The following is a 24,839-nucleotide window of genomic DNA, read 5'->3' as shown; positions in this document are numbered from 1 at the left end:
GCGTGCGATTGGCACGTATCATTAAAACGATGTTTTTTTAAAACATATTGTTTTTGCTATGGGCTGCCTTTGTGGGCGGCCCCGAATGCTTTCGCCTTCCCATCATTGGAGCCCGTCATGCCGATTCAAAGAAGCCTGAGCACAGCTGCGGCTGCCTTGCTCACGACCTTGTGCATTCAATGGCCGGCATCCGCTGCGTCTAACTACCTGGTCGGCGTGGGCATCAGCGACATCACTGGCGAAGCCGCCGAGGTGGGCATGATGGGCTATGCCGAGCTGGGCCAGAAAACCTCGGGCATCCACCAGCGCCTGCGTGCCCGCGCCTTCATCAGCGAAGACGTTGCCACCCACAAAACTGTGGCGCTGGTGGTCACCGACCTTGGCTTGGTCACGCAGTCCATTCACCAAGCCGTGCTGGCCAGACTGGCCACCCGCTATGGTTCGCTGTACCACCAGCAAAACCTGGTGATCACGGCCACGCACACGCACGCGGGCCCCGGCGGCTATTCGCATTACGCGCTCTACAACATCACCATCCTGGGTTTTCAGAAAGCAACCTTCAACGCCATCGTTGATGGCATTGTCGAATCCATTGACCGTGCTCATGCCAGCAAGGCGCCCGGCGACATCCTGCTCAATCAAGGCGAGTTGACGACCGTCAGCAAAAACCGCTCATCCCCCGCGTTTCAGCGCAACCCTGCGTCTGACCGTGCTGCCTTCCCGCAGGAGATCGACCCCTTGATGACGGTGCTGACCTTCAAAAAGGGTGGCCAGGCCGTGGGCGCCCTGAGCCTGTTCCCCACCCATGGCACCAGCATGACCGGCAAGAACACCCTGATCAGTGGCGACAACAAGGGTTACGCGGCTTACCGCTGGGAGCATGACCACCAAGGCGTGCGCTATCGCAGCAGCACCTCACCGTTTGTGGCGGGGTTTGCGCAGACCAATGCCGGCGACATGACGCCCAACCTCAACCTCAAGCCGGGGAGTGGCCCCACCGAGGACGAGTTTGAGAACACCCGGATCATTGGCCAGCGCCAGACCGACAAGGCCCTGGCCTTGTCCAACCAATCCAGCACGGTGTTGAGCGGGGGGCTGGACTACCGCATGCGCTTCATCGACATGAGCAGCGTGCAAGTGGCGGCGGCCTACACCCCGGATGCGCAACCACACACCACCTGCTCCGCTGCGCTGGGCGCGGCGTTTGCCGCAGGCAGCACGGAAGATGGACCCGGCCCTGGTGTGGCCAATGAGGGGGTGTCCAACCCCTTCCTTCAATCCGTGGGTGGATTGGTGTTCACCATCCCCAGCAGCCTGCGCGAGTGCCATGGCGCCAAGCAGATCTTCGTGCCAACGGGTCGGCTGCAACCCTACCCCTGGACGCCCGAAGTGGTCCCCGTCCAACTGGTGCGCTTGGGTCAGCTCTACCTGGCGACCCTGCCCGGTGAAGCCACCGTCATGTCGGGTTACCGCATTCGGCGCCAGTTGGCCCAGACTCTCGGGACGGACATCCGGCAGGTTCTGGTGGTGGGCTACACCAATGCCTACACCAACTACATCACCACCCCCGAGGAGTACAGCCAGCAGGACTACGAAGGTGGCAGCACCTTGTTTGGCCCCTGGACGCAACCGGCTTACCAGCAAGAACTCGACAAGTTGGCCAAGGACATGGTGGCTGGTGTGCCCACCACCAACACGCTTCAACCCCGTGATCTGGCGTGCTGCCAGATGAACTTCCAGACCGGCGTGATCATGGATGCACCCTCACTGGGCCGCACCTTTGGCAGCGTGCTGAGCGATGCGGCCAGCAGCTACAAGCGGGGTGATACCGTGGTCGTGCGATTCCAGACCGGTCACCCCAAGAACAATCTGCGCCGAGGCGGCACCTACCTTGAGGTGCAGCAACTCACCCCAGCGGGCTGGAAGGCGGTGGCCGATGATGGGGACTGGTCCACCAAGTACCGCTGGGAGCGGGTGTTCGCCGCAGAATCCAGGGCCGAGATTTCATGGACCATCCCCGCTGATGCTCCATTGGGAACTTACCGCATCGTGCACCATGGCCATGCCAAGTCGCTGCTGGGCGTCATCAAGCCCTTCACCGGCACCTCCCGCAGCTTCCAGGTGCTGACGTCCGGTTGACGGCGGAGGAGGTCGACGCACCGTTTTTGACGACGCCTTGTTTTCCACCTTGAAAGGCCACCATGACCCAGCCCACCATCCACCGCCGCAACGTTCTCGCGGCGCTCACGGCATCAGCCGCCTCCACCCTGATGACGGGTGGGCAGGCCCAGGCCGCCACGGGCCCCACGGCCACTGGCGAGTACAGCACCGACGTGGTCATCATCGGTGGCGGCTACTCCGGCCTGGCCTGTGCCCGAGCCCTGGTGGCCGCAGGTCGGCAGGTCTTGCTGCTGGAAGCGCGTGACCGTGTCGGTGGCCGTTGCTGGAATCAGAACCTGCCCGCCCCCTTTGGCAATTACGTGGTCGAGGGTGGCGCTGCCTTCATCGGCCCCACGCAAGACCGCATGTACGCCCTGGTCCAGCAGCTGGGCCTGAAGACCTATCCCGTCTACGACACCGGCAAGCTGATCAACTACGCTAACGGCAAGCGCAGCACCTACACGGGCGTGCTGCCCTGGTCCAATTTGCTGGCCTCGGGCGAGGTGGCCATCACCATGCTCAAGATCGACGCCATGGCCAAGCAGGTGCCGCTTGATGCCCCCTGGACTGCCTTGAAGGCCGCCGAGTGGGATGCGCAGAGCATGCAGACCTGGATAGACCGCAACCTGCTCACCGCCGATGCCAAGAGCCTGCTGCGCCTGTGCGTCCTGTCCCTGGTGTCGACCGAGCCGCGCGACATCTCCTTCCTGTACATGCTGCACTATGTTCACTCGGGCGGCGGTCTGACCAGCCTGCTCAGCACGCAAGGCGGGGCGCAGCAAGACCGCATCGTGGGTGGATCGCAATCGATCGCTTTGGGCATGGCGCGCGAGTTGGGTGGCCGCATCCTGTTCCGCGCGGCGGCCCGGTCGGTCAAGCAAGACGGCGGCGGCATCGCGGTCTCGGGCGATGGCTTCACCGTGCGGGCTCAGCGTGCGGTCGTGGCCATGGCGCCCTGGATGGCTTCGCGCCTGAGCTACGAGCCGCTGGACGGCCCCACCCAGGTGCGTTTGCAAATGATGCAGCGCGTGCCCATGGGCTCGGCCTGGAAGATCCACGTCGTCTATGACCGGCCTTTCTGGCGCGACGAAGGCCTCAGTGGCCAAGTCACCAGTGATGCCTTCCTGCCCAAGATCGTGTTCGACACCACCCAGCCCACGGCTGGCGCGCCTGGCGTGATCATGGCCTTCATCGATGGCCAGGACGCCCGCGATGCGGCCTTGATGACACCCGCCGTGCGCAAGCGCAAGGTGCTGGAGGCCTTGGCCGTGTTCTTCGGCCCCAAGGCGGTCACGCCACTGGCCTACATGGAAAACAACTGGCAAGCCGAAAACTTCAGCGGGGGCGGGCCCACCGGGGTCTTCCCACCCGGCGTGCTGACCGGCTTCGGCCCCAGCCTGCGCGCGCCCGTGGGCAAGCTGCATTGGGCCGGCACCGAGACCTCGTCCGTCTGGACCGGCTACATGGAAGGCGCCGTGCGCTCGGGCGAGCGGGTCGCCCAGGAGATCCTCAGCACATGAACGCGGTGGCTCGGGCCTCGCCCGTGATCGTGGTGGGTGCGGGCCCCGCGGGCCTGGCCATGGCGGCCTGCCTGCAAAAAGAGAAGGTGCCCTGCATTGTGCTGGAGCAGCACGACCACGTGGGTTCGTCCTGGGTCGGCCATTACCACCGCCTTCACCTGCACACCGACAAGGCCCACTCGGCCTTGCCATTCTTTGACTTCCCCAAGTCCTACCCGCGCTACCCCTCGCGCCAACAAGTGGTGGACTACCTGAACGCCTACGCGCGCCACCACCAGATCCAGCCCTTCTATGGACAGAAGATCGTGCGTGCGTGCCGCAGCGAGCATGGCTGGGAGGTCCACTCACAGGACACCGTTTACCACGCCCGATCGCTCGTGGTGGCCGCTGGCTACAACCGCGAGCCGCAACGTCCCGCCTGGCCTGGCATGGACACCTTCCAAGGCCAGATTCTGCACAGTTCGGCCTACGCCCATGGCGCCGCCTTCAAGGGCCAACGCGTGCTGGTGGTCGGCCTGGGCAACTCGGGTGGCGAGATCGCCATTGATCTTCACGAGCATGGCGCGCGGCCCACCCTGGCCGTGCGCAGCCCCGTCAACGTCATCCGGCGCGAGGTGTTCGGCATCCCTTTCCTGACCATCGGCATCCTGCAGAAAGCCTTGCCGCCCCAACTGGCCGACGCCCTGAACGCGCCAGTGATGCGCCTGCTCACGGGCGACTTGTCGAAATACGGCTTGCGCCAACCCAGCGAGGGCCCGGTGACGCAGATTCGAAAGCACGGGCGGGTGCCTTTCATTGATGTGGGCACCATCGCCTTGATCAAGCAGGGATTGGTCCAGGTCAGGCCGGGCATCGAGCGCTTCACCGAGGGTGGTGTGGTCTTCAGCGATGGCCGGGCCGAGGCCTTTGATGCCGTGGTGCTGGCCACGGGCTATCGGCCGAATGTCCGATCCTGGCTGGAAGTGGGGGAGGGCGTGTTCGGCGAAGGTGGGACACCCCTGCTCAGCGGCCAGGCCTTGAGTCAGGCCCACGGCTTGTACTTCTGCGGCTATTACGTCTCGCCCACCGGCATGCTGCGTGAAATCGCCCAGGAAGCGCGACAGTTGGGGCGACTCATCGCCCTGTCACACCGGCATTAGGCCCACTGGTACGCAATCATTCCGCAGATCGGTCCAAAGGACGGCCCAGGAATCGCCACACCAGCTGCTGGACCAATGGGGCGCTGAGCATCAGTCCGGCGGACGCGCACGTTGCCATCGGGATGAGGGAGTCAAAGTAGTCCATCAGAGCGGCGCCCAGCATGATCAAACCCAGGCCCAAGAAATACAGGGCCAGGGCGTGCCTGCGGGTAGATGCTGCGTTGATCGGCATTTTTTACCATCGCTTTCAAAAGAAGGCGACTTGGTGAGGTTCGATCCGCCTTGTGGCAATTTTGCGGGATTGCCATCACCTTGATCGGGGCAGATGAGGGGGGTGGCGCCGACTATTGGGGCGTTCAAGCGCGATGGGCTCGCCATTTGCCACACATGGAGCGTCACTAACTTAACGCTGAGGAGCCACCATGGCCAATACCAACACCCCTTACGTCACTGGTCTGTTCAAGGACCGCGAGAGCGCAGAGCGCGCCTACCAGTCGCTGTCTGAACGCGGCTACAGTCAGGATGACGTGAACCTGGTGATGTCCGATGACACACGCAATCGTCATTTCAAGTCATCCTCCTTGCCCGAAACCGAACTGGGCAACAAGGCCGCCGAAGGTGCAGGCATCGGCGGAGCGATCGGCGGCACCGTTGGCGCCATCGCGGCAGCAGTCGCAGCCATCGGCACCTCACTGCTCATTCCGGGTCTGGGCGTGGTGGTGGCGGGACCGTTGGCGGCCGCTTTGGCTGGCGCGGGCGCGGGCGCCGCTGGCGGAGGGCTGATCGGCGCCCTGATTGGCTTGGGCATCCCCGAAGAGCGGGTCAAGCAGTATGAAGCCGGCATTCAAGAAGGCGGGATCTTGATGGGCGTGAGGCCGCGTTCGGATAATGATGCGGCCCACATTGAGCAAAGCTGGAAGAGCTACAACGGCGAGCAGATTTACCGCTGAAAAGCGTCCCGTTTCAAGGGGACGTTGTGACCGAGGATTGGGGCCACTGGGCCCTGACCTCGTCCAGCAATTCTTTGCAGAGTTGCTGTTCGTCCAGGTCGGCAATGTTCGCGCGGTTGCAGGGCGTTGCCGACAGTTTGCTCAAGGAAGCGTCGCGATCCTGGATGTAGAGCATTTCCAGCACGCTGGCCCCGCCTGCTTCCAAGATGGCTTTTGGCGTGCCATGAACCTCCCAGTAAGTGATTTGGCCATGTGGAGCTTGGCAAAACCAGTAAGCGGCCAAGCCGTGGTTGGACGCCATGAACAAGCTGGGTCGCTGGGTGTGTCGGGCAATCGGTTGCCCGGTGGGCGTGCTCGACAAGGCCAGGCTCGCGGGCAAGCAGTCAGGCTGCGCAGCATGTGATGCGCAGGCGGCCCCCGCAAGGATCGAGAAGATGACGGCGCGCATGGGAGGAGCTCTCTGGTGAATCAAGGACAACATCTCTGCAACTCGTGCGAGTGCAGTGCCTTGAATGACAGGGCAACCAGCGTGCCCGCTCACCGTTACGTCAAGAAATCATTTTTTTAGAAATACCAGCGATCTCCCGTGGCCTGCGCGGTCTCACGCACCGGGCGCAGGTGTCCGGGCCACCACCCACACCGACACGCTGCGCACCCCGGCGGCCTGCAGAGTCCGCGTGATCTCATCGACCGTGGCGCCCGTGGTCAGCACGTCATCCACCAGGGCCACCCGGCGCCCGACCAAGGCACGGCGCCAGGGTGTGTTGACCTCGAACGCCCCTCGAATTTGATTTCGGCGATCGTCCGCCTCCAGCGTCATCATCCGGGGCGTGTCTTTCACGCGGCGGAGGGCATCGGGCAGGGTGGGGATGCCCGTTTGCCGGGAAAGGTGCCTGGCCAGTTGCCACGACTGGTTGTAGCCCCGTTCGCGCAAACGAAGCGCCGACAAGGGTGTGGGAATGATCCAGTGAGGCCGAGCGCGGGGCGGCAAGGCGTTGATTTGGGCGGCCATCAAATTGGCCAAAGGCTTGGCCAGCGCCAGATCGCCCTGGAACTTGAAGCGCGCGATCAGCTCGCGCCAGGGCGAGGTGTAGTCCACGGCAGCCAGGGCGCGGTCAAATTCCGGGGGGTAGTCTTCACAGGCCGTGCAGGCTGACTGACCGGTTTTCAGCGTCAAGGCGCAACGCTGGCAACGCAGGCGCGGCGGGGCAAAAGCCGACAGGCAGTGATGGCAGATGGCCTGCCATTGCGCGCGCTGGCACACCAGGCACAGGCCGGGCCACGGCAAGCGCCAGCGAAGAGAGGGGCTGGGCAAAGAAAGCATCCAGTCAATATACTGAGCGCTCCGCCCGCAAGCCATCGCTCCGTGGAGGGGTCCTTGCTGTCACCGGTGTCCCATGTCCGCCCCTTCTCTCAATCCTGTCGCGCCTCAATCCCAGGCTTTGTTGCACCAGGCGCGCCGTCTGGCCGGTCTACCTGGAGCGCCTTGGCTTTACCAGGAAGTGGCGCGCCGACTGGCCTCCAAGCTGGAAATCATCCTCTTGCAACCTTTGCAATGGCTGGATTGGGGTGGGTTTCTGGGGGGCGGGGCCGCCGAGGTGCAGGCCCACTACCCGCAAGCCCAGCGTTGGGTGAGGGAGCCTGTGCCTGAGTTGCAGCAACGCAGTCGGGATCAGTGGCGGGCCCAGGCGCCCAGAATCTGGTGGGCGCCTTGGCGCCGTGACACTGACCCGGTCGTGCTGGGCACCTCCACCGAGCCCGCCCCGTGGGCGCCGCAAGGCGTCCAGATGCTGTGGGCCAACATGGCGCTGCACGCTCACCCGGACCTGCCGGGCTTGTTGAAGCAATGGCACCAGGCCCTGGCCGTGGACGGCTTCCTGATGTGCTCCGGCCTGGGGCCCGACACCGCCCGTGAACTGCGCCATCTTTACCGGGAGCTGGGCTGGCCCCTGCCCACCATCAGTTTCATCGACATGCACGACCTGGGCGACGCCTTGGTCGAGGCCGGGTTTGCCGATCCCGTCATGGACATGGAACAGGTCACCCTCACCTGGGGCAGTGCCGAAGAAATGCTGGCCGAGTGGCGCACCTGGGGTGGCAATGTGGCACAGGGTCGATTTGCTGGCTTGCGGACACCTCGCTGGCGTGCGCGCTTGTTGAAGGCGCTCACCCAGGGTTTGATGCGGGCAGACGGCCGCCTGGGTCTGACGATCGAGTTGGTCTACGGCCACGCGGTCAAGCCCGCGCCCCGTCCACCCATCGCCGCCGAGACCCGCGTATCCCTCGATGACATGAAGGCGATGATCCGGCACGGTTCGTCCAAAACCTGAGTTTCCGAGGCCGTGTGGGGGTGCCTGCACGTTGCGAATCCCGCAAAATCACGGGTTAGCCATAGCAAAAGTAAATTCCTCGCGAGTTGAGATAGCGACAGACCCCGGTTAAAATAGCCGGATCATTGAGGTCGGCCCACGAAGCTGACCTTTTTCCGGGTGTTTCGCCCTTTTCCGCCCTTTGTGGCCTTGGAGCCGTGGCGTAAATGCCTGCCGCCTTGTCCCCAGTCCCCCTGATGTCCTCAGCCGCCCTGCGCTTTGGGGTGTGGCGCCCTTTGCTGAATCTGGTGCAGGGTGCGGCTTCCATGGCGGCGCCCGATGCCGCCAGCTGGCGGGTCGAGTGGCTTCTTCAGCGCGATGGTGCGTTCAGCGCCCGCCAGGTCTGGTCGGTGTATGCCGCCCTTTGCCTGGTGTCGGTCAGCCTGGCAGGTGGTTTCTGGTATTTCGGGGCGGCCTTCGTGCTGCCCTTTGCATTCATGGAAATGCTCGCCGTCATGGCCGCGGTGCTGATGTACTCCCGCCATGCCGCCGATCGCGAGTACATTGCGATGCGCCCCAATCTGCTGCGGGTCGAACGCCGAAGCGGTGGCCGCACCAACTGTGTCGAATTCAACCCGCGCTGGGTGCGCGTCGAGCCCGATCGGGACGATGGCTCCCTGGTGCGTTTGTCGGGGCAAGGGCGCAGTGTGGTGGTGGGTGAATTCGTTCAGCGCCAGCATCGACGCCAGCTGGCGGACGAGTTCCGCTGGGCGCTCAAGCACCTGGAGGACTGAGGCGCCTGACCGTGACCTTGTGTCGCGTTCATGCGCCTGGCAGTCCCTCCGCAAACAGACCTCTCAAACAACAAGTTCAACCATAGACGAGCGAAGAAATGATCAAGGATCTTGGGCATCAGGTGAGTCGGTGGTCCGCAGGACGGGCGGTCGGTTGTGCGTTTGGCGGCGCGTTGGCGTCTTTGGCGGCCAGTTCTGCGGCCTGGGCGGTCAACGATTTGCCGGGCGGCCCGGCGGTCAATCAGTTGGACATGCATCCCGCCGTCACCAAAATCGCCCTGGAGCAGCAAAACCTGCACTATTTGTTGCTGTGGATTTGCAGCATCATCTTCATTGGTGTGTTCGGGGTGATGTTCTATTCCATCTTCAAACACCGCAAGTCCAAGGGCGCCAAGTCCGCCGATTTCCACGAATCAACCACGGTTGAAATCATCTGGACCGTGGTCCCCTTCATCATCGTGATCGGCATGGCCCTGCCCGCCACCAAGGTGGTTGTGGCCCAGAAAGACACCACCAACGCCGACCTGACCATCAAGGCCACCGGCTACCAATGGAAGTGGGGCTATGACTACCTTCGGGGCGAAGGCGAGGGCATTGGCTTTCTGTCCACGCTGGACGCTTCGCACCGCGCCTTGTCGGATGCGGGCACTCCTCAGGGTGACAACTACCTGTTGAAGGTCGACAACGCTCTGGTGGTGCCCGTCAACAAAAAAGTGCGCATCATCACCACCGCCAACGACGTGATCCACTCCTTCATGGTGCCGGCCTTCGGCATCAAGCAAGACGCCATCCCCGGTTTCGTGCGCGACACCTGGTTCCGCGCTGAAAAGATCGGCGATTACTACGGCCAGTGCGTCGAGCTGTGCGGCAAGGAACACGCCTACATGCCCATCCACGTGAAGGTCGTGTCTGATGCCGACTACAGCGCCTGGGTGCAAGGCCAGTTGAAAGAAATGAAGGCCAAGGCCGATGATCCCAACAAGGTCTGGAACCAAGACGATCTGATCGCGCGTGGCGAGAAGGTCTACACCGCCAATTGCGCCGCCTGCCACTTGCCCAACGGCAAGGGTGGTGGCGCGATCAAGCCGCTGGATGGCGCCGCCGTTGTGCTCAATGACGACAAGAGTCTGCAGATCAAGGTGCTGCTCAATGGGCAGAACAACATCATGCCCGCCTGGAAGCAACTCTCCGACACCGAGATCGCTGCGGTCATCACCTACACCAAGAATCATTGGTCCAACAAGACCGGGCAGGTCGTGCAGCCTGCCGAAGTGCGCACTGCCCGTCAGTGACGCGGCGCTGACCTGACAAGATACGTAAAGGATTCGACATGAGCGCAGTCATTGATCACGGCGGTCACGCCCACGGGCACGACGATCACGCCCACGACCACCCCCACGGCTGGCGCCGTTGGGTGTTCGCCACCAACCACAAAGACATCGGGACCTTGTACCTGCTGTTCTCGCTGACCATGCTGATGATCGGCGGCGTGCTGGCCCTGTGCATCCGCGCCGAGCTGTTCAAGCCCGGCCTGCAGTTGTTCAACCCCGAGTTGTTCAACCAGTTCACCACCATGCACGGCATCATCATGGTGTTCGGCGCCATCATGCCGGCCTTCGTGGGCATGGCCAACTGGATGATCCCGCTGCAGATTGGCGCCTCCGACATGGCCTTCGCGCGGATGAACAACTTCAGCTTCTGGCTGTTGATCCCTGCGTCGCTGCTGCTGGTCGGCTCCTTCTTCATGCCTGGTGGCGCGCCCGCCGCAGGCTGGACGCTGTACGCGCCGCTGACCCTGCAGATGGGCCCGTCAATGGATGCCGGCATTTTCGCCATGCACATCATGGGTGCCAGCTCGGTCATGGGCTCGATCAACATCGTCGTCACCATCCTGAACATGCGCGCGCCGGGCATGACCTTGATGAAGATGCCCATGTTCTCGTGGACCTGGTTGATCACGGCCTACCTGCTGATCGCCGTGATGCCCGTGCTGGCTGGCGCCATCACCATGACGCTGACCGACCGCCATTTCGGCACCAGCTTCTTCAACCCCGCTGGCGGCGGCGATCCGGTGATGTACCAGCACATCTTCTGGTTCTTCGGTCACCCTGAGGTCTACATCATGATCTTGCCGGCCTTCGGCATCGTCAGCCAGATCATCCCGGCCTTCGCCCGCAAGAAGCTGTTCGGCTACGAGTCCATGGTGTACGCCACGGCTTCCATCGCCATCCTGAGCTTCATCGTGTGGGCTCACCACATGTTTGCCACCGGCATGCCCGTGACTGGCCAGCTGTTCTTCATGTACGCCACCATGCTGATCTCGGTGCCCACCGGCGTGAAGATCTTCAACTGGGTGGCCACCATGTGGCGCGGCTCCATGACCTTCGAGGCCCCGATGGTGTGGGCCGTGGGCTTCATCTTCGTGTTCACGATGGGCGGCTTCACCGGCCTGATCCTGTCGATGGCCCCGATCGACACGCAACTGCAGGACACGTATTACGTGGTGGCCCACTTCCACTACGTGCTGGTCGCAGGTTCGCTGTTCGCGCTGTTCGCCGGCTTTTATTACTGGGCCCCCAAGTGGACCGGCGTGATGATCCCCGACTGGAAGGGCCAACTGCACTTCTGGTGGTCGCTGATCGCCTTCAACGTCACCTTCTTCCCGATGCACTTCCTGGGGCTGGCGGGCATGCCACGTCGTTATGCCGACTACCCGATGCAGTTCGCCGATTTCAACGAGATTGCCTCCATCGGTTCCTTCGCCTTCGGCCTGGCCCAGGTGTATTTCATCTTTGGCGTGATGATCCCGGCCATGCGTGGCAAGGGCGTGCCGGCCCCGGCCCGTCCCTGGGAGGGTGCTGAAGGCCTGGAGTGGGAAATCCCCTCGCCAGCGCCTTTCCACACCTTCGAGACGCCGCCCAAGCTGGACCCCACGGCCACGCGCGTGATCGGCTGAGCCAGGTGATCAAGATGACCCGGCCTACCCCTGACAGCCAGAAAGCCTTGCGCTCGCGCAACGTGCGCCTGGGATTGATCCTGGGCTCGGTGGCCCTGGTCTTTTTCGTGGGCTTCATCACGCGGCTGGTTTTGCTCAAGCACTGACGCACCATGAGCGCCACGCCCGCCACCCTGTCTGCCCGGATGCTGCATCTGCGCCAAGCCAATCTGGGCATGGTGGGCAAGTTGTTGGTGGTGACCTGCCTCATGTTCGCCTTTGGCTACGCCATGGTGCCCATGTACAAGTCGATCTGCAAAGCGCTGGGCATCAATGTGTTGTCCCTGACCGAGCAGGTGATCCCGGGGGCGTCGGCCAAAAGCCGTCCCAATACGCAGGTGGACACCAGCCGCACCATTTCGGTCGAGTTCGATGCCAACGCCCGGGGCGTGTGGGAGTTCAAGCCCGAGGTGAGCTCCCTGCAGGTGCACCCTGGGCAGATGGCCACGGTGATGTACGAGTTCCGTAACACGCAGAACCGGACGATGGCCGCGCAGGCCATTCCCAGTTATGCGCCCAAGCAGGCGACCGCGCATTTCAACAAATTGCAGTGCTTTTGCTTCAACGAATACATCCTCAAACCGGGCGAGACCAAGCGCTGGCCGGTGGTGTTTGTGATCGATCCCCAGTTGCCCAAGGATGTCACCACGATCACCTTGTCCTACACCTTCTTCGAGGTGGGTGGCAAGGTGCCTGCGGCGCCGAAGGGGGGCGTGTGAACGATCAACCGAAGGGATCTTTCACTCAAGCAGTGAAAGCCGTGGCCTGGTCTTTTTTTGGCATCCGCAAGTCGTCCGGGCAGGCGCAAGACATTGCCCGGATCAAACCTGCCCACCTGATCTTGGTCGGCTTGCTGGGTGGTGCGGTGTTCGTGACCGTGCTGGTCTTGCTCGTGCGTTGGGTGGTGACGAGCGGCGTGGCGCAGTGATGGTTTTCGTCTTCAATTCTTTCAAGTAACGGTATCCAGGAGAACAACATGTCGGCAGCGGTTCCCAAAGGGCAAGCTCCCTACTATTTCGTGCCAGGCCCGTCCAGCCACCCGGTGATGGCGGCCATCGGCCTGTTCTTTGTCGTGTTGGGCGCGGGACAGTGGGTCAATGGCGTGGAGTGGGGCCCTTACTCCGTGGCCCTGGGCATGGCTTGGTGGCTGTTCACGCTCAAGCGTTGGTTTGGCGATGCCATCCATGAAAGCGAAAGCGGCCAATACAGCGACCGCGTCGACATGTCCTTCCGCTGGAGCATGGCATGGTTCATTTTCTCGGAAGTGATGTTCTTCGCGTCGTTCTTCGGGGCTTTGTTCTGGGCACGCCAATACTCTTTGCCGGCCTTGGGCAACATCGAGAACGCATTGTTGTGGCCCGATTTCAAGGCACTTTGGCCCAGCGTGGTTGCAGGCGCGACCGCCTCGCCCGCCGGGACCGTGGAAGCCTTCCGCACCATGGGCCCGTGGCCCATCCCCACCATCAACACAGCCCTGCTGCTCACGTCCGGTGTGACCCTGACCATTGCCCACCATGCCCTGCGTGAAGACCACCGTGGCAAGACCATTGCCTTCATGTGGCTCACGGTGCTGCTGGGCTCGGTGTTCCTTTGCCTGCAGGCCTACGAGTACTACGAAGCTTATGTCCACTACAACCTGAAGCTGTCCTCGGGCATCTACGGCTCCACCTTCTTCATGCTGACGGGCTTCCACGGCTTCCACGTGTTGGTGGGCACGCTGATGCTGTTGTTCATCACCCTGCGTTTGCACAAGGGCCACTTCACCGCTCAACGCCATTTCGGTTTTGAGGGCGCGGCGTGGTACTGGCACTTTGTGGACGTGGTCTGGTTGGGCCTGTACATCGTGGTTTATTGGATGTAGGCAAGCCGCCTGCCCCTGGCCCGGCACGGGCAGGCGCGGGCTCCAAAAAAAAGAGCGCCCAGGTGGCGCTCTTTTGACTTCAAACCCCTGGGCAGCCACTCAAAGCGGGATGCCCGTCGGGTGGATCCAGCCCATCTTGTAGCTGAACAGGATGAACAGGAACAAGGTCACGGACAAGGCCACGCGCAAAGCCAGGGCATGCAGCATGCGGTTGCTTTTTGGGGCGCCGTCACGGCCGTCCTTGAGCAAGGCCCGGCCGGCCATGGCCAGCGCGACGGCAATGGCCAGCAATGCAAAGGTGATAATGATTTTCATGGTGAGACATTATGTCGGCCGCGCGCTGCGGATGGGGGGTCGATGACCCCGCGTTCTCGTCAAGCCCTGATTTTGGTGGCCGCCGTGCTGGCCGTGGGACTGACCTTGTCCTTGGGGCGTTGGCAATTGCACCGTGCCGACGAAAAACTCTCCCGGCAAGCCGCCGTGGCCGAGCGCGAAGCCTTGCCGACGCTCGACAACGCCGCTTTGCATTGTGACGCGCTGACTGATGCCTTGTTGGTGAACCGCCGAGTGGTGCTGAAGGGCCAATGGTTGCCGCAGCACACTTGGTTGCTGGACAACCGCGCCATGGATGGCCGGGCTGGTTTTTACGTCATCACGGCGATGCAACTCACAGGGCCTGGGCCCTGCGCTGATCAGGTGCTGATGGTGCAGCGTGGCTGGGTGCCCCGCAATGCTCAGGATCGCACCCAAGCCCCGCCATTCCTGACCCCCTCGGGCCCTGTTCAATTGGTCGGGCGTCTGGTGCCCGAGCTGTCCCGCTCCTACAGTTTGGGCGCTGATTTGGCCTTGCCCGCCGCATCCAGCCCCCGCATCGTCCAGAATATCGACTTCTCGGCCTTGCCGACCCTGCTGGGCAGGACGGTGGTGCCGATGGCGGTGCTTCAGTTGCGGCCCGAGACCTCGCAGACGGGCCAAATCTTCCCCGATGCGTCGGGCTTTCCTTTGCGGCGCGATTGGCCGGCCCCGGCCTCCGATGTCGGCAAACACAACGCTTACGCGGTCCAGTGGTTCGCCCTGGCCGCCTTGATCACAGGACTGTATGTCTGGTTCCAACTCCTCAGCCCCCTCCGCCGCCGAACGCGGTGATCCGCTGGTGCAAATGAGCGTGCACAGCCTGCCTTCGGTGCCGCAAGCCGAACTCGGCCAGCGCACCCGCATGGGTCGGTTGAAGATGCTGCTGGTGTGGGCCATTTGTGCCACGCCGGTGGTGGCCTCCTACCTGACCTATTACGTGATCCGGCCCGAGGGGCGCGCCAACTACGGTACCTTGATCCTGCCGACGCGTGAGATGCCGGCGGATGCCGCGCTGCCGCTCCAGGATCTGCAGAATCAGCCCGTGGTGGCTTCGTCGCTGAAGGGGCAATGGCTGCTGGTGACCGTCGCAGGCGGCGCCTGTGATGCCGCCTGCGAGCAGCATTTGTACTACCAGCGCCAGGTGCGCGAAACGCTGGGCAAGGACAAGGACCGGGTGGACCGCGTCTGGCTCATCACCGACGACGCGCCCGTGCGGGATGCCATCAAGCCAGGCCTGGAGGGCACCACGGTGCTGCGCGCGCCGCAAGGCGATCTGGCTAAGTGGTTCAACCCAGAAAGTGGGCAGCCCTTGAGCGCCCATTTCTACCTGGTGGATCCCAAGGGGGCGTGGATGATGCGCTTCCCGGCGCAGCCCGACATGAGCAAGGTCAAGCGCGACCTCAGCCGCCTGATGAAGGCCAACGATTCCTGGGATGAGGCGGGCCGCTGAGGCGGGCTGGTGCACAACATGGGTGGTTGGATCGACTGGAACCCGGCGCTGGAGATCGCTCTGGTGGGCGCTTTGCTGGCGGCACTGCCCTTGCTGTGGGTGCTGGTAAAGGGGCGCCGTGAGGGGCTGCAAGGCTGGCCGGCATGGCAACGTGCCTTGACCCTGGCCACCTTGTTCCTGACCCTGGACCTGGTGGTGTTTGGCGCCTTCACACGGCTGACGGATTCCGGCCTGGGCTGTCCGGATTGGCCGGGTTGCTACGGCCACAACAGCCCGGTGGGGGCCCGCTCGCTGATCGAACAGGCGCAGGCCATCCTGCCCAGCGGGCCCGTCACGCATGGCAAAGCCTGGATCGAGATGATCCACCGCTACCTGGCCTCCGGCGTCGGTGCCTTGATCACGGGTTTGATGATCGCGGCCTGGTGGGGGCGCCACAAAGCGGGCAGTCTGTCGCCTTGGTGGCCCACGCTGACGTTTGTGTGGGTGTGCGCGCAAGGGGCGTTTGGCGCCTTCACGGTCACCCTCAAGCTGTATCCCCTGGTGGTCACCGGGCACCTGCTGGGAGGATTGCTGGGCGTGGCTTTGTTGACCGCACAAGCCCGCGCCTTGGACCCCGTGGACCCTGCCTCGGCCCAGGCATGGCGCGGTTCGTCGCTCAGGCAGGGCGCCCTGTTGGTGCTGGCCCTGGCGGTGGTTCAGATGGCCTTGGGCGGCTGGGTCAGCACCAATTCGGCGGTGCTGGCTTGCAGCGAGGTGCCGCTGTGCCAGGGGCAATGGTGGCCTGCCATGGATTTTGAAACCGGTTTTCGCCTGCTGCGACCGCTGGGCGGTGATGGCCTGGGGGCGCAGATCAGCCTGGCGGGCTTGACCGCCATCCACATGGTCCACCGCTTGGCGGCCCTGGTGGTGCTGAGCGCCATGGTGGCGTTGGCCTGGGGTTTGTGGCGCGCACGCTGGTGGCGGCGCGAAGCGATCGGCCTGTGGGCCCTCGCGGTCTGGCAATTGATCACTGGCCTGAGCAACGTGGTGCTGGGCTGGCCGCTGGTGGCCGCCTTGGGCCACACCCTCGGAGCGGCCCTGCTCGTGTGGTGGTTGGTGCGTTTGCTGGTACAACCGCGCGGGGCCCCGATTTCTCCGCGCACCTCTTAAAATTGGGCCTGACCCTGCAAACCTCCCATGACTGACTCCCTCGCCTCCAGCCCACCCGCGATGAGCTTGCCCTCGCGTTTCAAGCAGTTTTACGTGCTGACCAAGCCGCGCGTCGTGCAATTGATCGTGTTTTGCGCGGTGATCGGCATGTTGCTGGCCGTGCCGGGCTTGCCCACGCAAGCTGAAGCCCTGACGGCCCTGGCGGCGTGCATTGGCATCTGGTTGGTGGCGGGCGCGGCGGCGGCCTTCAACTGCCTGATCGAGCAAGAGATCGATTCACGCATGAAGCGCACGTCCTGGCGCCCCACGGCGCGTGGCGAACTCACCAAGACGCAGACGCTGGCGTTCAGTGCGGGCTTGTGCGTGCTGGGCATGGCCATCCTGGCCTTGTGGGTCAACGCCTTGACGATGTGGCTGACCCTGGCCACCTTCGTGGGTTACGCCATCATCTACACCGTGGTGCTCAAGCCCTTGACGCCGCAGAACATCGTCATCGGGGGCGCCTCGGGTGCCATGCCGCCAGTGCTGGGTTGGGCGGCCATGCGCGGGTCGGTCGATCCGGAAGCCTGGATGCTTTGCTTGATTATTTTCTTGTGGACACCGCCGCATTTCTGGGCGCTGGCCCTGTACCGGGTCGAGGACTACGCCCGCGCGGGCCTGCCCATGCTGCCGGTCACGCATGGCAATGAGTTCACGCGCCTGCACGTGCTGCTCTACACCTTCGTGCTGCTGGCGGGCACCTTGTTGCCCTTCATCTATCAGATGAGCGGTTGGATCTACCTGGTGTCGGCCTTGGTGCTGGGCCTGTGGTTCGTGGCCTATGCCTTCCGCCTCTGGCGCCACTACAGCGACGAGCTGGCCCGCCAGACTTTCAAGTTTTCCATCATCTACCTGATGCTGCTGTTCGCGGCCTTGCTGGTGGACCACTACGTGCCGATCTGAGAACCCCATGCGCTCCCACATCCAGTCTTTTGCAACCCTGGCCTGCGGCTTGACCTTGGCCTCGTCGGTCTTCCTGGCGGGCTGTGATCGGAGCTCGTCGGAAAGCACTGGCGCCACCGGCAGCGCCAAGGAGGCTGCAGTGCCTGCCCAATCGACCGCGTTCAAGTCGGTGGACATCACGGGCGCGGACTATGCCAAACAGTTCTCGCTGGTCGATTTCGATGGGAAGAAACGCACCCTCAGCGACTTCAAAGGCAAGGTGGTGTTCGTGTTCTTCGGCTTCACGCAATGCCCCGAGGTCTGCCCCACGACGATGGCCGAACTGGCCGAGGTCAAGCGCAGGCTGGGCAAGGACGGGGATCGGGTGCAAGGTGTTTTCATCACCATTGACCCTGAGCGCGACACGGCTGAGGTGCTCAAGGCCTACCTCACGGGCATGGACCCCAGCTTCATCGGCCTGCGTGGTTCTCTGGACGAGGTCAACGCGGTATCCCGCGAATTCAAGGTGTTCTACCAAAAGGTGCCCACCAAGGACGGTGCTTACACCATGGACCACACTGCGGGCGGCTTCGTGTTCGACCCGAGTGGGCAGGTCAGATTATTCGCGCGCTACGGCCTGGGCGTGGACGCCCTGACCTCGGACATCCAGCAGTTGCTGGCGTCTTCTTCCTCAGGCGGCTAAGAGCGTCAAGGCCTGGCGGCCGGTCCATTCTTCGCCCGGCGACAGCGTTTTGGGCTGCAGGATGCGGGCGGCTTCCACGCACAACATGTACTGCCAGTCGCCTGCGGGCATGTCGCTCAGGGTGGCGCATTTTTCGGGGCCGGGGTTCCACACCACCGCGTCGGGCAGGTTGTCAGAGACGATGCCCACGCGGCGGCCGCCTTCCAGCAGCAAGAGCTTGGTCGACTTTTCATAGATGCGATCGACTTCGCCCACGAAGCGCTTGTCGACCTGATCGCTCACGGCTTCACCGCCCGTGAGGTTGTCGATGTAGCGGCTGCCGTCCAGGCCTTGCAGGCGCACTTGGCTCAGGTCGGCCACGCCCAGGTAGGTGTGCAGCGCGGCCGAAAAAGGCCAGACGGTGCTGCCGCTGTTGCGCACATAGAGCTCCAGCTCCAGTTCAGCGCCACTCACTGACACGGTGAGTTCCAGTTCGAAACCATGGGGCCACAGGTCGCGGGTCTCTTCGGTGTCCGACAGTTGCAAGGTGGCCTGGGCATGCGCGGTGGTTTCGCGCTGGCTTTCCAGGCGCCAGGCGCGGGTGCGCACCAAACCATGGCGGGGCAGGCTGCGGTCGGGGCCCTTTTTTTCGAACTGCGGAAAGATCACCGGGATACCGCCTCTGACGGCCTTGTCAGCGCTGTAGTCGGCGGTGGGCGACAGGTAGAGCTGTTCGGTGCCGCCAGCGGGCACCCAGGACACCACATGGGCGCCATGCAGCAGCACGGTGGCTTGCGCGCCATCGGGCGAGCGGATCAGGAGGGCCGGTTGGCCGTGGTGGTCGTGGAAAGTGGTCGATTCAGTCATGCTGTGAGTATCCATCCTTCGATGGGGTCGATGGTCTTGGGCAGGCCCCATGAGTGGGTGGCGCTTTCGCCCTCGCGCTGTGCCCAGGCGGCCTGCACCAGGCACAGGGCGGCGTCGAGTCGGTCGCCTTTGGCGTCGGACACCAGGAAATCGCGCTGGCCGGGGGTGAGCTTCAAGCGCAAGTTCAGGCGGGTTCGGCCTTGCTCCAGCGCATCGACCAGGTCCATGCGGGCGATGAGGCGCGCCTGTTGCTGCTCGGGCGGTGCGGTGGCATCGCTCTTGTAACTGCGCCGACCCAGCACTTCGCCCGACAGGAAGCCGGGGTAGGCCTCGAAAGCCAGGGCATCGGGTCGCCCCTGGCGCAGACCGGGCAGGGTGAAGTCGGCGTGGATCAGCCGCATCAGGCCTTCGAAATACATCTTGCCCACAGGCACGTAGCGCGTCTGCAAGGGGCTGGTGCTGCTGATGCCTTTCACGGCGGTGTCGGTGGGGCGGTGGAGTAATTTGGGGCCCGCGCCGCGCTGCAAGTCCCAGGTCTGGCCCCAGCCATCGACCAGGGCCTGGAATCCGGCACGATCTTGGCAATGGGCGTGCAGCGCCCGGATCAGGGCCTCGGCGGCGCCGTTGGAAGGGCCCGTCGGCGCCTCGACGCTCTGGCGCAAAGCGGCCAGGTGCTCGGCCGGAAAGTCATGGGGTGGGTGGGCGCACAGGGCCTGCACAAAAGGGCGGGGCAGCCCGAAAGGAAAGTCGCAGGCGGCGAGCACGCCATGCGCGTTGGCCAACACCTGCTCCAGCCCAGCCAGCGTGGTCACCTCGTCCAGCTTGTCCAGCTTGACCACCGCGCCCGAGCGTCGACCCCAGGCCAGGGTCAGTGGCTTGCGGGATGAAGGCGCGCACGAGAAATCAAGGCCCAGCAAGGTGCCGGGCACGTCGCCGTTCAGGTCGGCCATTCAGCTGGGTTTGCAGCCGATGGAGGCGGTGACGATCAACTCCTCGAGCAGCGCCAGCGAGACCTTGCCCGGCACGGCGTAAGGATCCAGGACCGGACGTTCGGAGTACTTCAGCAGGATCGATGGGTTGACCTTGCCCAGGTTGACCTGCCCCATGGTCCAGCTGGCAAAGCGGCGCTCGTCGATCTCTTCGTAGTCGAGCAGGATCACGTTGCCGTGGCGCGGGTCATTGGCGATCTTGGTGTACAGCTGGTTGACCGCGTCGCGGCCCCCTTCCAGCAATTGCATGAAGATGTCGCCGCTGTGGCACAGCAGGCCCGTCACGCCCAGCGCGAGGTTGTTCCTGCGTGAGGCAGACAAAATGGTCTCGATGGTGTCAGCAGACAGGGGCTTGGCGGCCCGGCTGGCGTAAAGCAGTCTAACAAGCATGGTGTGACCTCAGCCTTTTCGTTGGTTGACCAGGGCGAGGAATTCGCGCCGCAGGTTGGGATCCTTCAGGAAGGAGCCGCGCATCACGCTGTTGATCATCTTCGAGTCCATGTCCTTGACGCCGCGCCACTGCATGCAGAAGTGGTCGGCCTCCATCACCACGGCCAGGCCATCGGGTTGCATGCGCGATTGCAGCAGGTCGGCCACTTGCGTGACGGCTTCTTCCTGGATCTGCGGGCGACTCATGATCCAGTCGATCAGGCGGGCGTACTTGGACAGGCCGATCAGGTTGGAGTGCTCGTTGGGCATCACACCGATCCAGACTTTGCCCATGATCGGACACAGGTGGTGCGAGCAGGCGCTGCGCACGGTGATCGGGCCGACGATCATCAGTTCGTTCAGGCGTTCCGCATTGGGGAATTCCGTCACGGCCGGGGCCTGGTGGTAACGGCCCTTGAAGATCTCGTGCAGGTACATCTTGGCCACGCGGCGGGCGGTGTCCTGCGTGTTGTGGTCACTCTCGGTGTCGATCACGAGGCTGGACAGCACCCCGGCCATCTTGCTCTGCACCTCGTCCAGTAATTTTTCCAGCTCGCCGGGTTCGATGAATTCGGCGATGTTGTCGTTGGCGTGAAAGCGCCGTTGGGCCTCTTTCAAGCGTTCCCGGATCTTGACGGACACGGGCGTGCCTTCGTCGTTGTCAGGGGCCGCGTCGATGGCGCGGAGGTTGGGCATGGTCATGGCGCGCTTTCAAAGCCTGGCAAAACAAGCAGTCTGCAGATGGCCGATGCTATCAAGCTCCACGGCCTTGTGCGCGTTCCATGCGAGGCGGCCCCGGCTTTGCGGGGGGATGCCTCAGTTTTTGGGTTGAACGGGTTTGGCCGGTGGCTTGCGGCCAGTGTGCGCGAACATGGCTTCGAGCAAGGCCACGTCCTCGTCCTGTCCCTTGGCAGACGTCCCGCCCTTTCCAGGCTTGGCCGACGGCACGGTGGGGGTGGCCATGGCCGCGCTGGCTGGGTGACGCTTGGTCGAGCGTTCCGGCACCGGGGCGGTGAGGGCGGGTGCCGATGATGCTTCGGGCACCGGGGTGGCCGTGCTCAAGGCCGCCAATGGGGAGTTGGAGGGGGTGGTTTCAATCACCGCAGGGCCCGCGGCCGAGGGCGCCGTGATCTCGGCAATGGGCACTGGCGTGTCCTGCCTGGCCGCCGCGCGTGCGTGGGCCACCGCCGTGGTGGCAGGCAGCGCTTGCGCAATTGCCGGTTTGCTGTCCTGGATGACCATGACGAAGCCCACCATCAGTGCCAGCACGCCCACGCCCATCGCGCCCCAGAGCGCGCCGTGCAACCAGCTGCGGCGGTGCGACTTGCTGGTGCGCTTGCCGCCTTTGGTGCGGCTGGGCCGAGAGGCGTGGCGGGTTGACTCCAGCGTGGATAGAATCCGCACCCGTTGGTGGTCCTCGGTCGCGGGTTCGCCGTCCATGCCGGCGAACAGGCTGGGACGGTCAAGGCTGGGCTTCTGGACGCGTCCGGGTTTGGGGGCTTGATGTTCGCCCGATGGGTAGCTCAACGCCAACTCCCTGTGTTGATTTTTGTGGTGTCGCCAAGGCGCGGATTCTACGAAGCGTTCGACGCGTCGGCGCGGCCCTCACCTCTTTTTGCAATCAATCGTTACAACAATATGCTGGCAGGGTGGGTTTTGGGGTACTTCGTGCTGGGCTGTCTGGTCCTGGCGAGCCTGGTGTTCCCTTCGGAGCGGCGCGCGGTGGTGGCCTGGGTCGGCGCGTCATTCAAGAGGCGCCATCGGGGCCGCGCGCGTGTGGTGCCGTGGCTTGTGCTGGGCAGCGTTTTGCTGGTGCTACCCGCGGCGGGGGTCTGGTGGTGGGGCGGCGGCTTGCAAGGCGGCCGCCACTTGGAAGCCTTTGACGACGCGGCCCTGGACGACGGCAACCGCCACGTCGCCCACCTGTTGCAAGGCGAGCAGCTGGTGCCGCCACCGGCTTTGCCGCCCGAGGCCTTCACCACAGCGGAGGTGGAAGTGGTGCGGCCCATGCTGTCCACCGCCAACCGCCGTTGGGAACGGATGGACGAGGCCTTCGTGCAGCGCGTGCTCATGGTCTTCAAGGTCATGAAAGAGCGGCACGGTTACGACATGGCCTTGCTGGAAGGCTACCGAAGCCCCGAGCGACAGAACCTGCTGGCCGCGCAAGGTGCGCACGTGACCAACGCCGGCGCCTGGCAGAGCTACCACCAACATGGTCTGGCGGCCGATTGCGCTTTCTTGCGCGAGGGAAAATTGGTGATCTCCGAGAAGGACCCGTGGGCCATGCGTGGCTACCAGCTTTATGGTGAAGTTGCCGAAGAATTGGGCCTGACCTGGGGTGGGCGCTGGCGCCTGATGGACTTCGGCCACGTCGAGTGGCGCAGAAACAGAAAGTAACACGCACCGCCCCAACGGGGGGGAAGGGCCGGGTGCATCCGCCATTAGACTGCGCCCCTGCCTGCTGCAAGTGCGGGCCACGACGACAACACACGGGGAGTCAGACGACATGGGGCGTCCTTTCATTGTTCTGGGTGACAGCACCGACCATGGCGGCACGGTGGTGGGTGCCTCCGGCACGACCGACACCCATGGCAAGCGCATCGCACGGGTGGGTGACCAGGTCACTTGTCCTCACCGGGGTCATGGCACCACGGTGATCGTGTCGGGCGATGCCACCATGATCATTGACGGTCAACCCGCCGCCCGCCATGGCGACAAGTGCGCCTGTGGGGCCACCTTGATTGCGGCCCAGGCGGTATCGACCGGCATCTGAGATGAGCAAGCTGTTGAAGGCAGGCTTGTTGTGCCTGGGGATTGGGGCGCTGATCTGGCTGGTCACCCTGTGGCAATGGCAGACGGCTGGCCGCGATGTGTCGGGCGCCGACATCGTGGGCCAGTTGTTTGTCTTGCCGGTGGTGTTGACCGCCGTGCTGCTGCTCGCGGTGTGGGGCGTGGCCCGTTTGAGGGTTGATGCGGCCAAGCCGGTGGCGCTCAAGGCGCGCCCTGTTTCGGCCGACCAACCAGCTGCCGTGGCCACGGACGACCGCCGACTCAGCGTGGCCGTGGTGCAAGCCGTGGTGCGCTTGTCGGCGGGTGACACCCCCGAGCAGGTGCTGTCGCAAATCCGATCAGGCGACGTTCGTCCGGGTCTCGACCCCGAGCTGCAGGACCTGGACGGCGCCCCGGTGTTCACCGCGCGCATGCCTGAGCTGGACGTGGTGGCCTTGCGCCAAGCCTGGCCATCAGACGTGGGCGACCGCGTGGTGCGGGCCTTGACCTTGTTGCAGGCGCCCGCCGATCAATTGCTGGAGCGGGTATTGATGCTCGCGGAGGACTGGCCGGTTGACGAGGCCTTGGCGCGGCCCTCGATGACGGTTGATCATCCAGCGCACCTCAGCGGCATGTCGATAGCGGCCACCACGGGCGTGCGCCGATGCCCGACGCTGCCCCGCTTGACCGTGCGCCTGGCCTTGCCTTCTTCGTGGACAGAAGCCGAGCGTGAGCACGCGTCCGCCTGGTTGCGCATGCGCTGCGCCGACTTGCCTTCTCCGGCGCTGCACGTGCATGCGCTCGACCAGGCCGATGGCCTGTGGGCCCTCCTGGACCAGCAGACCCTGCAGTGGTCGCGCGAAGGCCGGGCGCAATGGTGCCTCGTGCTCGTGGCCGACAGCGCCATCGACGAGCACGAAGTCGAGCGGCGTCAGGCGGTGGGCGAACTTTTCACGGGCGTTCATCAAACTGGCCGCATCCCTGGTGAGGCGGCGGCGGGTTTGCTCTTGGCCACGCCCCATTGGCCCGGCCTGGACGCGCAAACGCCGCCACCCGCACGCCTGTACCGCCCCGTGCGCCTGCGCCGCGACAAGTCGGCCGATGCCGCGGGCCGCGTGGGCGCCGCCGTGTTGCAAAACGCCATGGCCCAGGCCTTGACCGTGTGCACCGCCTTGCCCGGCGACCTGCTTCAAGTGGTGGCCGATGGCGACCACCGCGCCAGCCGCACCGCCGAGGTCTTCGAAGCTTTGCAAGGCCTGGCGCCTCAACTCGACCCGATGCTGTCGGTGACCCGTGTGGGCGAAGCCTGCGGTGACCTGGGCCTGGCTGGCGCCCTCGTGCCCGTCGTGCTGGCCACCAGCCTGGCCCAACAAGACGATGCCGCTGGCGTGACGCTGGCCGTGCTGGTGCAGGCCACGCACGAGCGCGTGGCACTCGCTTTAACTCCCTGGACTTGGGCGCCGTCACCGGCCCCAGCCAAGACCTGATCGACCTGGACTGG

29 protein-coding genes are annotated in these 24,839 nt (G+C 64.0%); 20 read left to right on the top strand and 9 right to left on the bottom strand.

Going from position 1 to position 24,839, the window contains the following annotated elements; translation table 11 throughout:
• Positions 1-117 precede the first annotated feature (117 nt).
• The 3 genes from PSV38_RS10550 (at position 118) to PSV38_RS10540 (ending at position 4,819) form a co-directional block, all read left to right on the top strand.
• Positions 118-2,139, top strand: a complete 2,022-nt coding sequence (locus PSV38_RS10550) for a neutral/alkaline ceramidase (RefSeq protein WP_300547234.1) — start codon at positions 118-120, stop codon at positions 2,137-2,139.
• Between the two features lie 62 nt (positions 2,140-2,201).
• The gene (locus PSV38_RS10545) at positions 2,202-3,680 is read left to right on the top strand and encodes an FAD-dependent oxidoreductase (protein ID WP_300547214.1); all 1,479 of its coding nucleotides are present in this window, start codon (positions 2,202-2,204) and stop codon (positions 3,678-3,680) included.
• The gene (locus PSV38_RS10540) at positions 3,677-4,819 is read left to right on the top strand and encodes an NAD(P)/FAD-dependent oxidoreductase (protein WP_300547213.1); all 1,143 of its coding nucleotides are present in this window, start codon (positions 3,677-3,679) and stop codon (positions 4,817-4,819) included. Before PSV38_RS10545 ends, PSV38_RS10540 begins: the two co-directional genes overlap by 4 nt.
• Before the next feature lie 16 nt (positions 4,820-4,835).
• On the opposite strand, the gene PSV38_RS10535 is transcribed toward PSV38_RS10540, so the two are convergent.
• A complete protein-coding gene (locus PSV38_RS10535) occupies positions 4,836-5,051 on the bottom strand; it encodes a hypothetical protein (protein WP_300547212.1) in 216 nt (71 codons plus the stop codon).
• A gap of 190 nt (positions 5,052-5,241) precedes the next feature.
• Between PSV38_RS10535 and PSV38_RS10530 the strand changes: the two genes are divergently transcribed.
• On the top strand, positions 5,242-5,769 hold the full coding sequence (locus tag PSV38_RS10530; RefSeq protein WP_300547210.1) for a hypothetical protein: 528 nt from the start codon (positions 5,242-5,244) through the stop codon (positions 5,767-5,769).
• A gap of 13 nt (positions 5,770-5,782) precedes the next feature.
• Here the strand turns inward: PSV38_RS10530 and PSV38_RS10525 are convergent, their stop codons facing one another.
• Both PSV38_RS10525 and PSV38_RS10520 read right to left on the bottom strand, forming a co-directional pair.
• The gene (locus PSV38_RS10525; RefSeq protein WP_300547208.1) at positions 5,783-6,217 is read right to left on the bottom strand and encodes a hypothetical protein; all 435 of its coding nucleotides are present in this window, start codon (positions 6,215-6,217) and stop codon (positions 5,783-5,785) included.
• Between the two features lie 153 nt (positions 6,218-6,370).
• A complete protein-coding gene (locus tag PSV38_RS10520; RefSeq protein ID WP_300547207.1) occupies positions 6,371-7,093 on the bottom strand; it encodes a ComF family protein in 723 nt (240 codons plus the stop codon).
• Between the two features lie 73 nt (positions 7,094-7,166).
• On the opposite strand from PSV38_RS10520, the gene PSV38_RS10515 reads away from it, so the two are divergent.
• From PSV38_RS10515 to PSV38_RS10480, 8 genes are all read left to right on the top strand, one after another.
• On the top strand, positions 7,167-8,099 hold the full coding sequence (locus tag PSV38_RS10515) for a biotin synthase (RefSeq protein ID WP_300547206.1): 933 nt from the start codon (positions 7,167-7,169) through the stop codon (positions 8,097-8,099).
• A 218-nt stretch (positions 8,100-8,317) separates the two neighbouring features.
• Entirely contained in the window at positions 8,318-8,872 is a 555-nt protein-coding gene (locus tag PSV38_RS10510; RefSeq protein WP_300547204.1) for a DUF2244 domain-containing protein, read from the top strand.
• A gap of 98 nt (positions 8,873-8,970) precedes the next feature.
• Positions 8,971-10,164 carry a cytochrome c oxidase subunit II gene (gene coxB / locus PSV38_RS10505; RefSeq protein WP_300547202.1) on the top strand — a complete coding sequence of 398 codons (1,194 nt, stop codon included), beginning with the start codon at positions 8,971-8,973 and terminating at the stop codon, positions 10,162-10,164.
• Between the two features lie 38 nt (positions 10,165-10,202).
• A complete protein-coding gene (gene ctaD, locus PSV38_RS10500; protein WP_300547201.1) occupies positions 10,203-11,828 on the top strand; it encodes a cytochrome c oxidase subunit I in 1,626 nt (541 codons plus the stop codon).
• A 14-nt stretch (positions 11,829-11,842) separates the two neighbouring features.
• On the top strand, positions 11,843-11,974 hold the full coding sequence (locus PSV38_RS10495) for a cytochrome oxidase small assembly protein (protein WP_300547199.1): 132 nt from the start codon (positions 11,843-11,845) through the stop codon (positions 11,972-11,974).
• Between the two features lie 42 nt (positions 11,975-12,016).
• Positions 12,017-12,586 carry a cytochrome c oxidase assembly protein gene (locus PSV38_RS10490; RefSeq protein ID WP_300547476.1) on the top strand — a complete coding sequence of 190 codons (570 nt, stop codon included), beginning with the start codon at positions 12,017-12,019 and terminating at the stop codon, positions 12,584-12,586.
• A complete protein-coding gene (locus PSV38_RS10485) occupies positions 12,583-12,795 on the top strand; it encodes a DUF2970 domain-containing protein (RefSeq protein WP_300547197.1) in 213 nt (70 codons plus the stop codon). The genes PSV38_RS10490 and PSV38_RS10485 overlap by 4 nt, the downstream gene beginning before the upstream one ends.
• 48 nt (positions 12,796-12,843) lie before the next feature.
• Positions 12,844-13,728, top strand: a complete 885-nt coding sequence (locus PSV38_RS10480; RefSeq protein WP_300547195.1) for a cytochrome c oxidase subunit 3 — start codon at positions 12,844-12,846, stop codon at positions 13,726-13,728.
• Between the two features lie 99 nt (positions 13,729-13,827).
• Here the strand turns inward: PSV38_RS10480 and PSV38_RS10475 are convergent, their stop codons facing one another.
• The gene (locus PSV38_RS10475) at positions 13,828-14,043 is read right to left on the bottom strand and encodes a DUF2909 domain-containing protein (protein WP_300547193.1); all 216 of its coding nucleotides are present in this window, start codon (positions 14,041-14,043) and stop codon (positions 13,828-13,830) included.
• A gap of 42 nt (positions 14,044-14,085) precedes the next feature.
• Between PSV38_RS10475 and PSV38_RS10470 the strand changes: the two genes are divergently transcribed.
• The 5 genes from PSV38_RS10470 to PSV38_RS10450 are packed head-to-tail and all read left to right on the top strand — an operon-like array spanning position 14,086 to position 18,305.
• Positions 14,086-14,874: an SURF1 family protein gene (locus tag PSV38_RS10470; RefSeq protein ID WP_300547191.1), complete on the top strand. Its 789-nt coding sequence runs from the start codon at positions 14,086-14,088 to the stop codon at positions 14,872-14,874.
• Entirely contained in the window at positions 14,828-15,532 is a 705-nt protein-coding gene (locus tag PSV38_RS10465; RefSeq protein WP_300547189.1) for a hypothetical protein, read from the top strand. Before PSV38_RS10470 ends, PSV38_RS10465 begins: the two co-directional genes overlap by 47 nt.
• A gap of 18 nt (positions 15,533-15,550) precedes the next feature.
• Entirely contained in the window at positions 15,551-16,681 is a 1,131-nt protein-coding gene (locus tag PSV38_RS10460; protein ID WP_300547187.1) for a COX15/CtaA family protein, read from the top strand.
• A 27-nt stretch (positions 16,682-16,708) separates the two neighbouring features.
• Positions 16,709-17,623 carry a heme o synthase gene (gene cyoE, locus PSV38_RS10455; protein WP_300547185.1) on the top strand — a complete coding sequence of 305 codons (915 nt, stop codon included), beginning with the start codon at positions 16,709-16,711 and terminating at the stop codon, positions 17,621-17,623.
• Positions 17,624-17,630: 7 nt separating this feature from the next.
• Entirely contained in the window at positions 17,631-18,305 is a 675-nt protein-coding gene (locus PSV38_RS10450) for an SCO family protein (protein WP_300547183.1), read from the top strand.
• On the opposite strand, the gene PSV38_RS10445 is transcribed toward PSV38_RS10450, so the two are convergent.
• From PSV38_RS10445 to PSV38_RS10425, 5 genes are all read right to left on the bottom strand, one after another.
• Entirely contained in the window at positions 18,294-19,151 is an 858-nt protein-coding gene (locus PSV38_RS10445; RefSeq protein WP_300547181.1) for a D-hexose-6-phosphate mutarotase, read from the bottom strand. The two genes, PSV38_RS10450 and PSV38_RS10445, sit on opposite strands and share 12 nt — an antisense overlap.
• Positions 19,148-20,101 carry a DUF429 domain-containing protein gene (locus tag PSV38_RS10440; protein WP_300547179.1) on the bottom strand — a complete coding sequence of 318 codons (954 nt, stop codon included), beginning with the start codon at positions 20,099-20,101 and terminating at the stop codon, positions 19,148-19,150. The genes PSV38_RS10445 and PSV38_RS10440 overlap by 4 nt, the downstream gene beginning before the upstream one ends.
• Entirely contained in the window at positions 20,102-20,530 is a 429-nt protein-coding gene (locus tag PSV38_RS10435) for a BLUF domain-containing protein (protein WP_300547177.1), read from the bottom strand. It abuts the gene before it with no gap.
• A 9-nt stretch (positions 20,531-20,539) separates the two neighbouring features.
• Entirely contained in the window at positions 20,540-21,265 is a 726-nt protein-coding gene (gene folE / locus PSV38_RS10430) for a GTP cyclohydrolase I (protein WP_300547474.1), read from the bottom strand.
• A 120-nt stretch (positions 21,266-21,385) separates the two neighbouring features.
• On the bottom strand, positions 21,386-22,096 hold the full coding sequence (locus PSV38_RS10425) for a hypothetical protein (protein WP_300547175.1): 711 nt from the start codon (positions 22,094-22,096) through the stop codon (positions 21,386-21,388).
• 111 nt (positions 22,097-22,207) lie between these two features.
• On the opposite strand from PSV38_RS10425, the gene PSV38_RS10420 reads away from it, so the two are divergent.
• The 3 genes from PSV38_RS10420 to PSV38_RS10410 all read left to right on the top strand — a co-directional run bounded on the left by PSV38_RS10420 (position 22,208) and on the right by PSV38_RS10410 (position 24,825).
• The gene (locus tag PSV38_RS10420) at positions 22,208-22,966 is read left to right on the top strand and encodes a M15 family metallopeptidase (protein ID WP_300547173.1); all 759 of its coding nucleotides are present in this window, start codon (positions 22,208-22,210) and stop codon (positions 22,964-22,966) included.
• Positions 22,967-23,075: 109 nt separating this feature from the next.
• Positions 23,076-23,342 (top strand): PAAR domain-containing protein, encoded by a 267-nt coding sequence (locus tag PSV38_RS10415; RefSeq protein ID WP_300547172.1) that lies wholly within the window; start codon positions 23,076-23,078, stop codon positions 23,340-23,342.
• A gap of 1 nt (position 23,343) precedes the next feature.
• Positions 23,344-24,825 carry a hypothetical protein gene (locus PSV38_RS10410; protein ID WP_300547170.1) on the top strand — a complete coding sequence of 494 codons (1,482 nt, stop codon included), beginning with the start codon at positions 23,344-23,346 and terminating at the stop codon, positions 24,823-24,825.
• The last annotated feature ends 14 nt before the right edge of the window (positions 24,826-24,839 follow it).

This window comes from Aquabacterium sp., assembly GCF_029946005.1.
Taxonomy (GTDB): domain Bacteria; phylum Pseudomonadota; class Gammaproteobacteria; order Burkholderiales; family Burkholderiaceae_C; genus Aquabacterium.
Note: the sequence above shows the minus strand (reverse complement) of the source record. Positions and strands in the feature narration are given on the sequence as shown.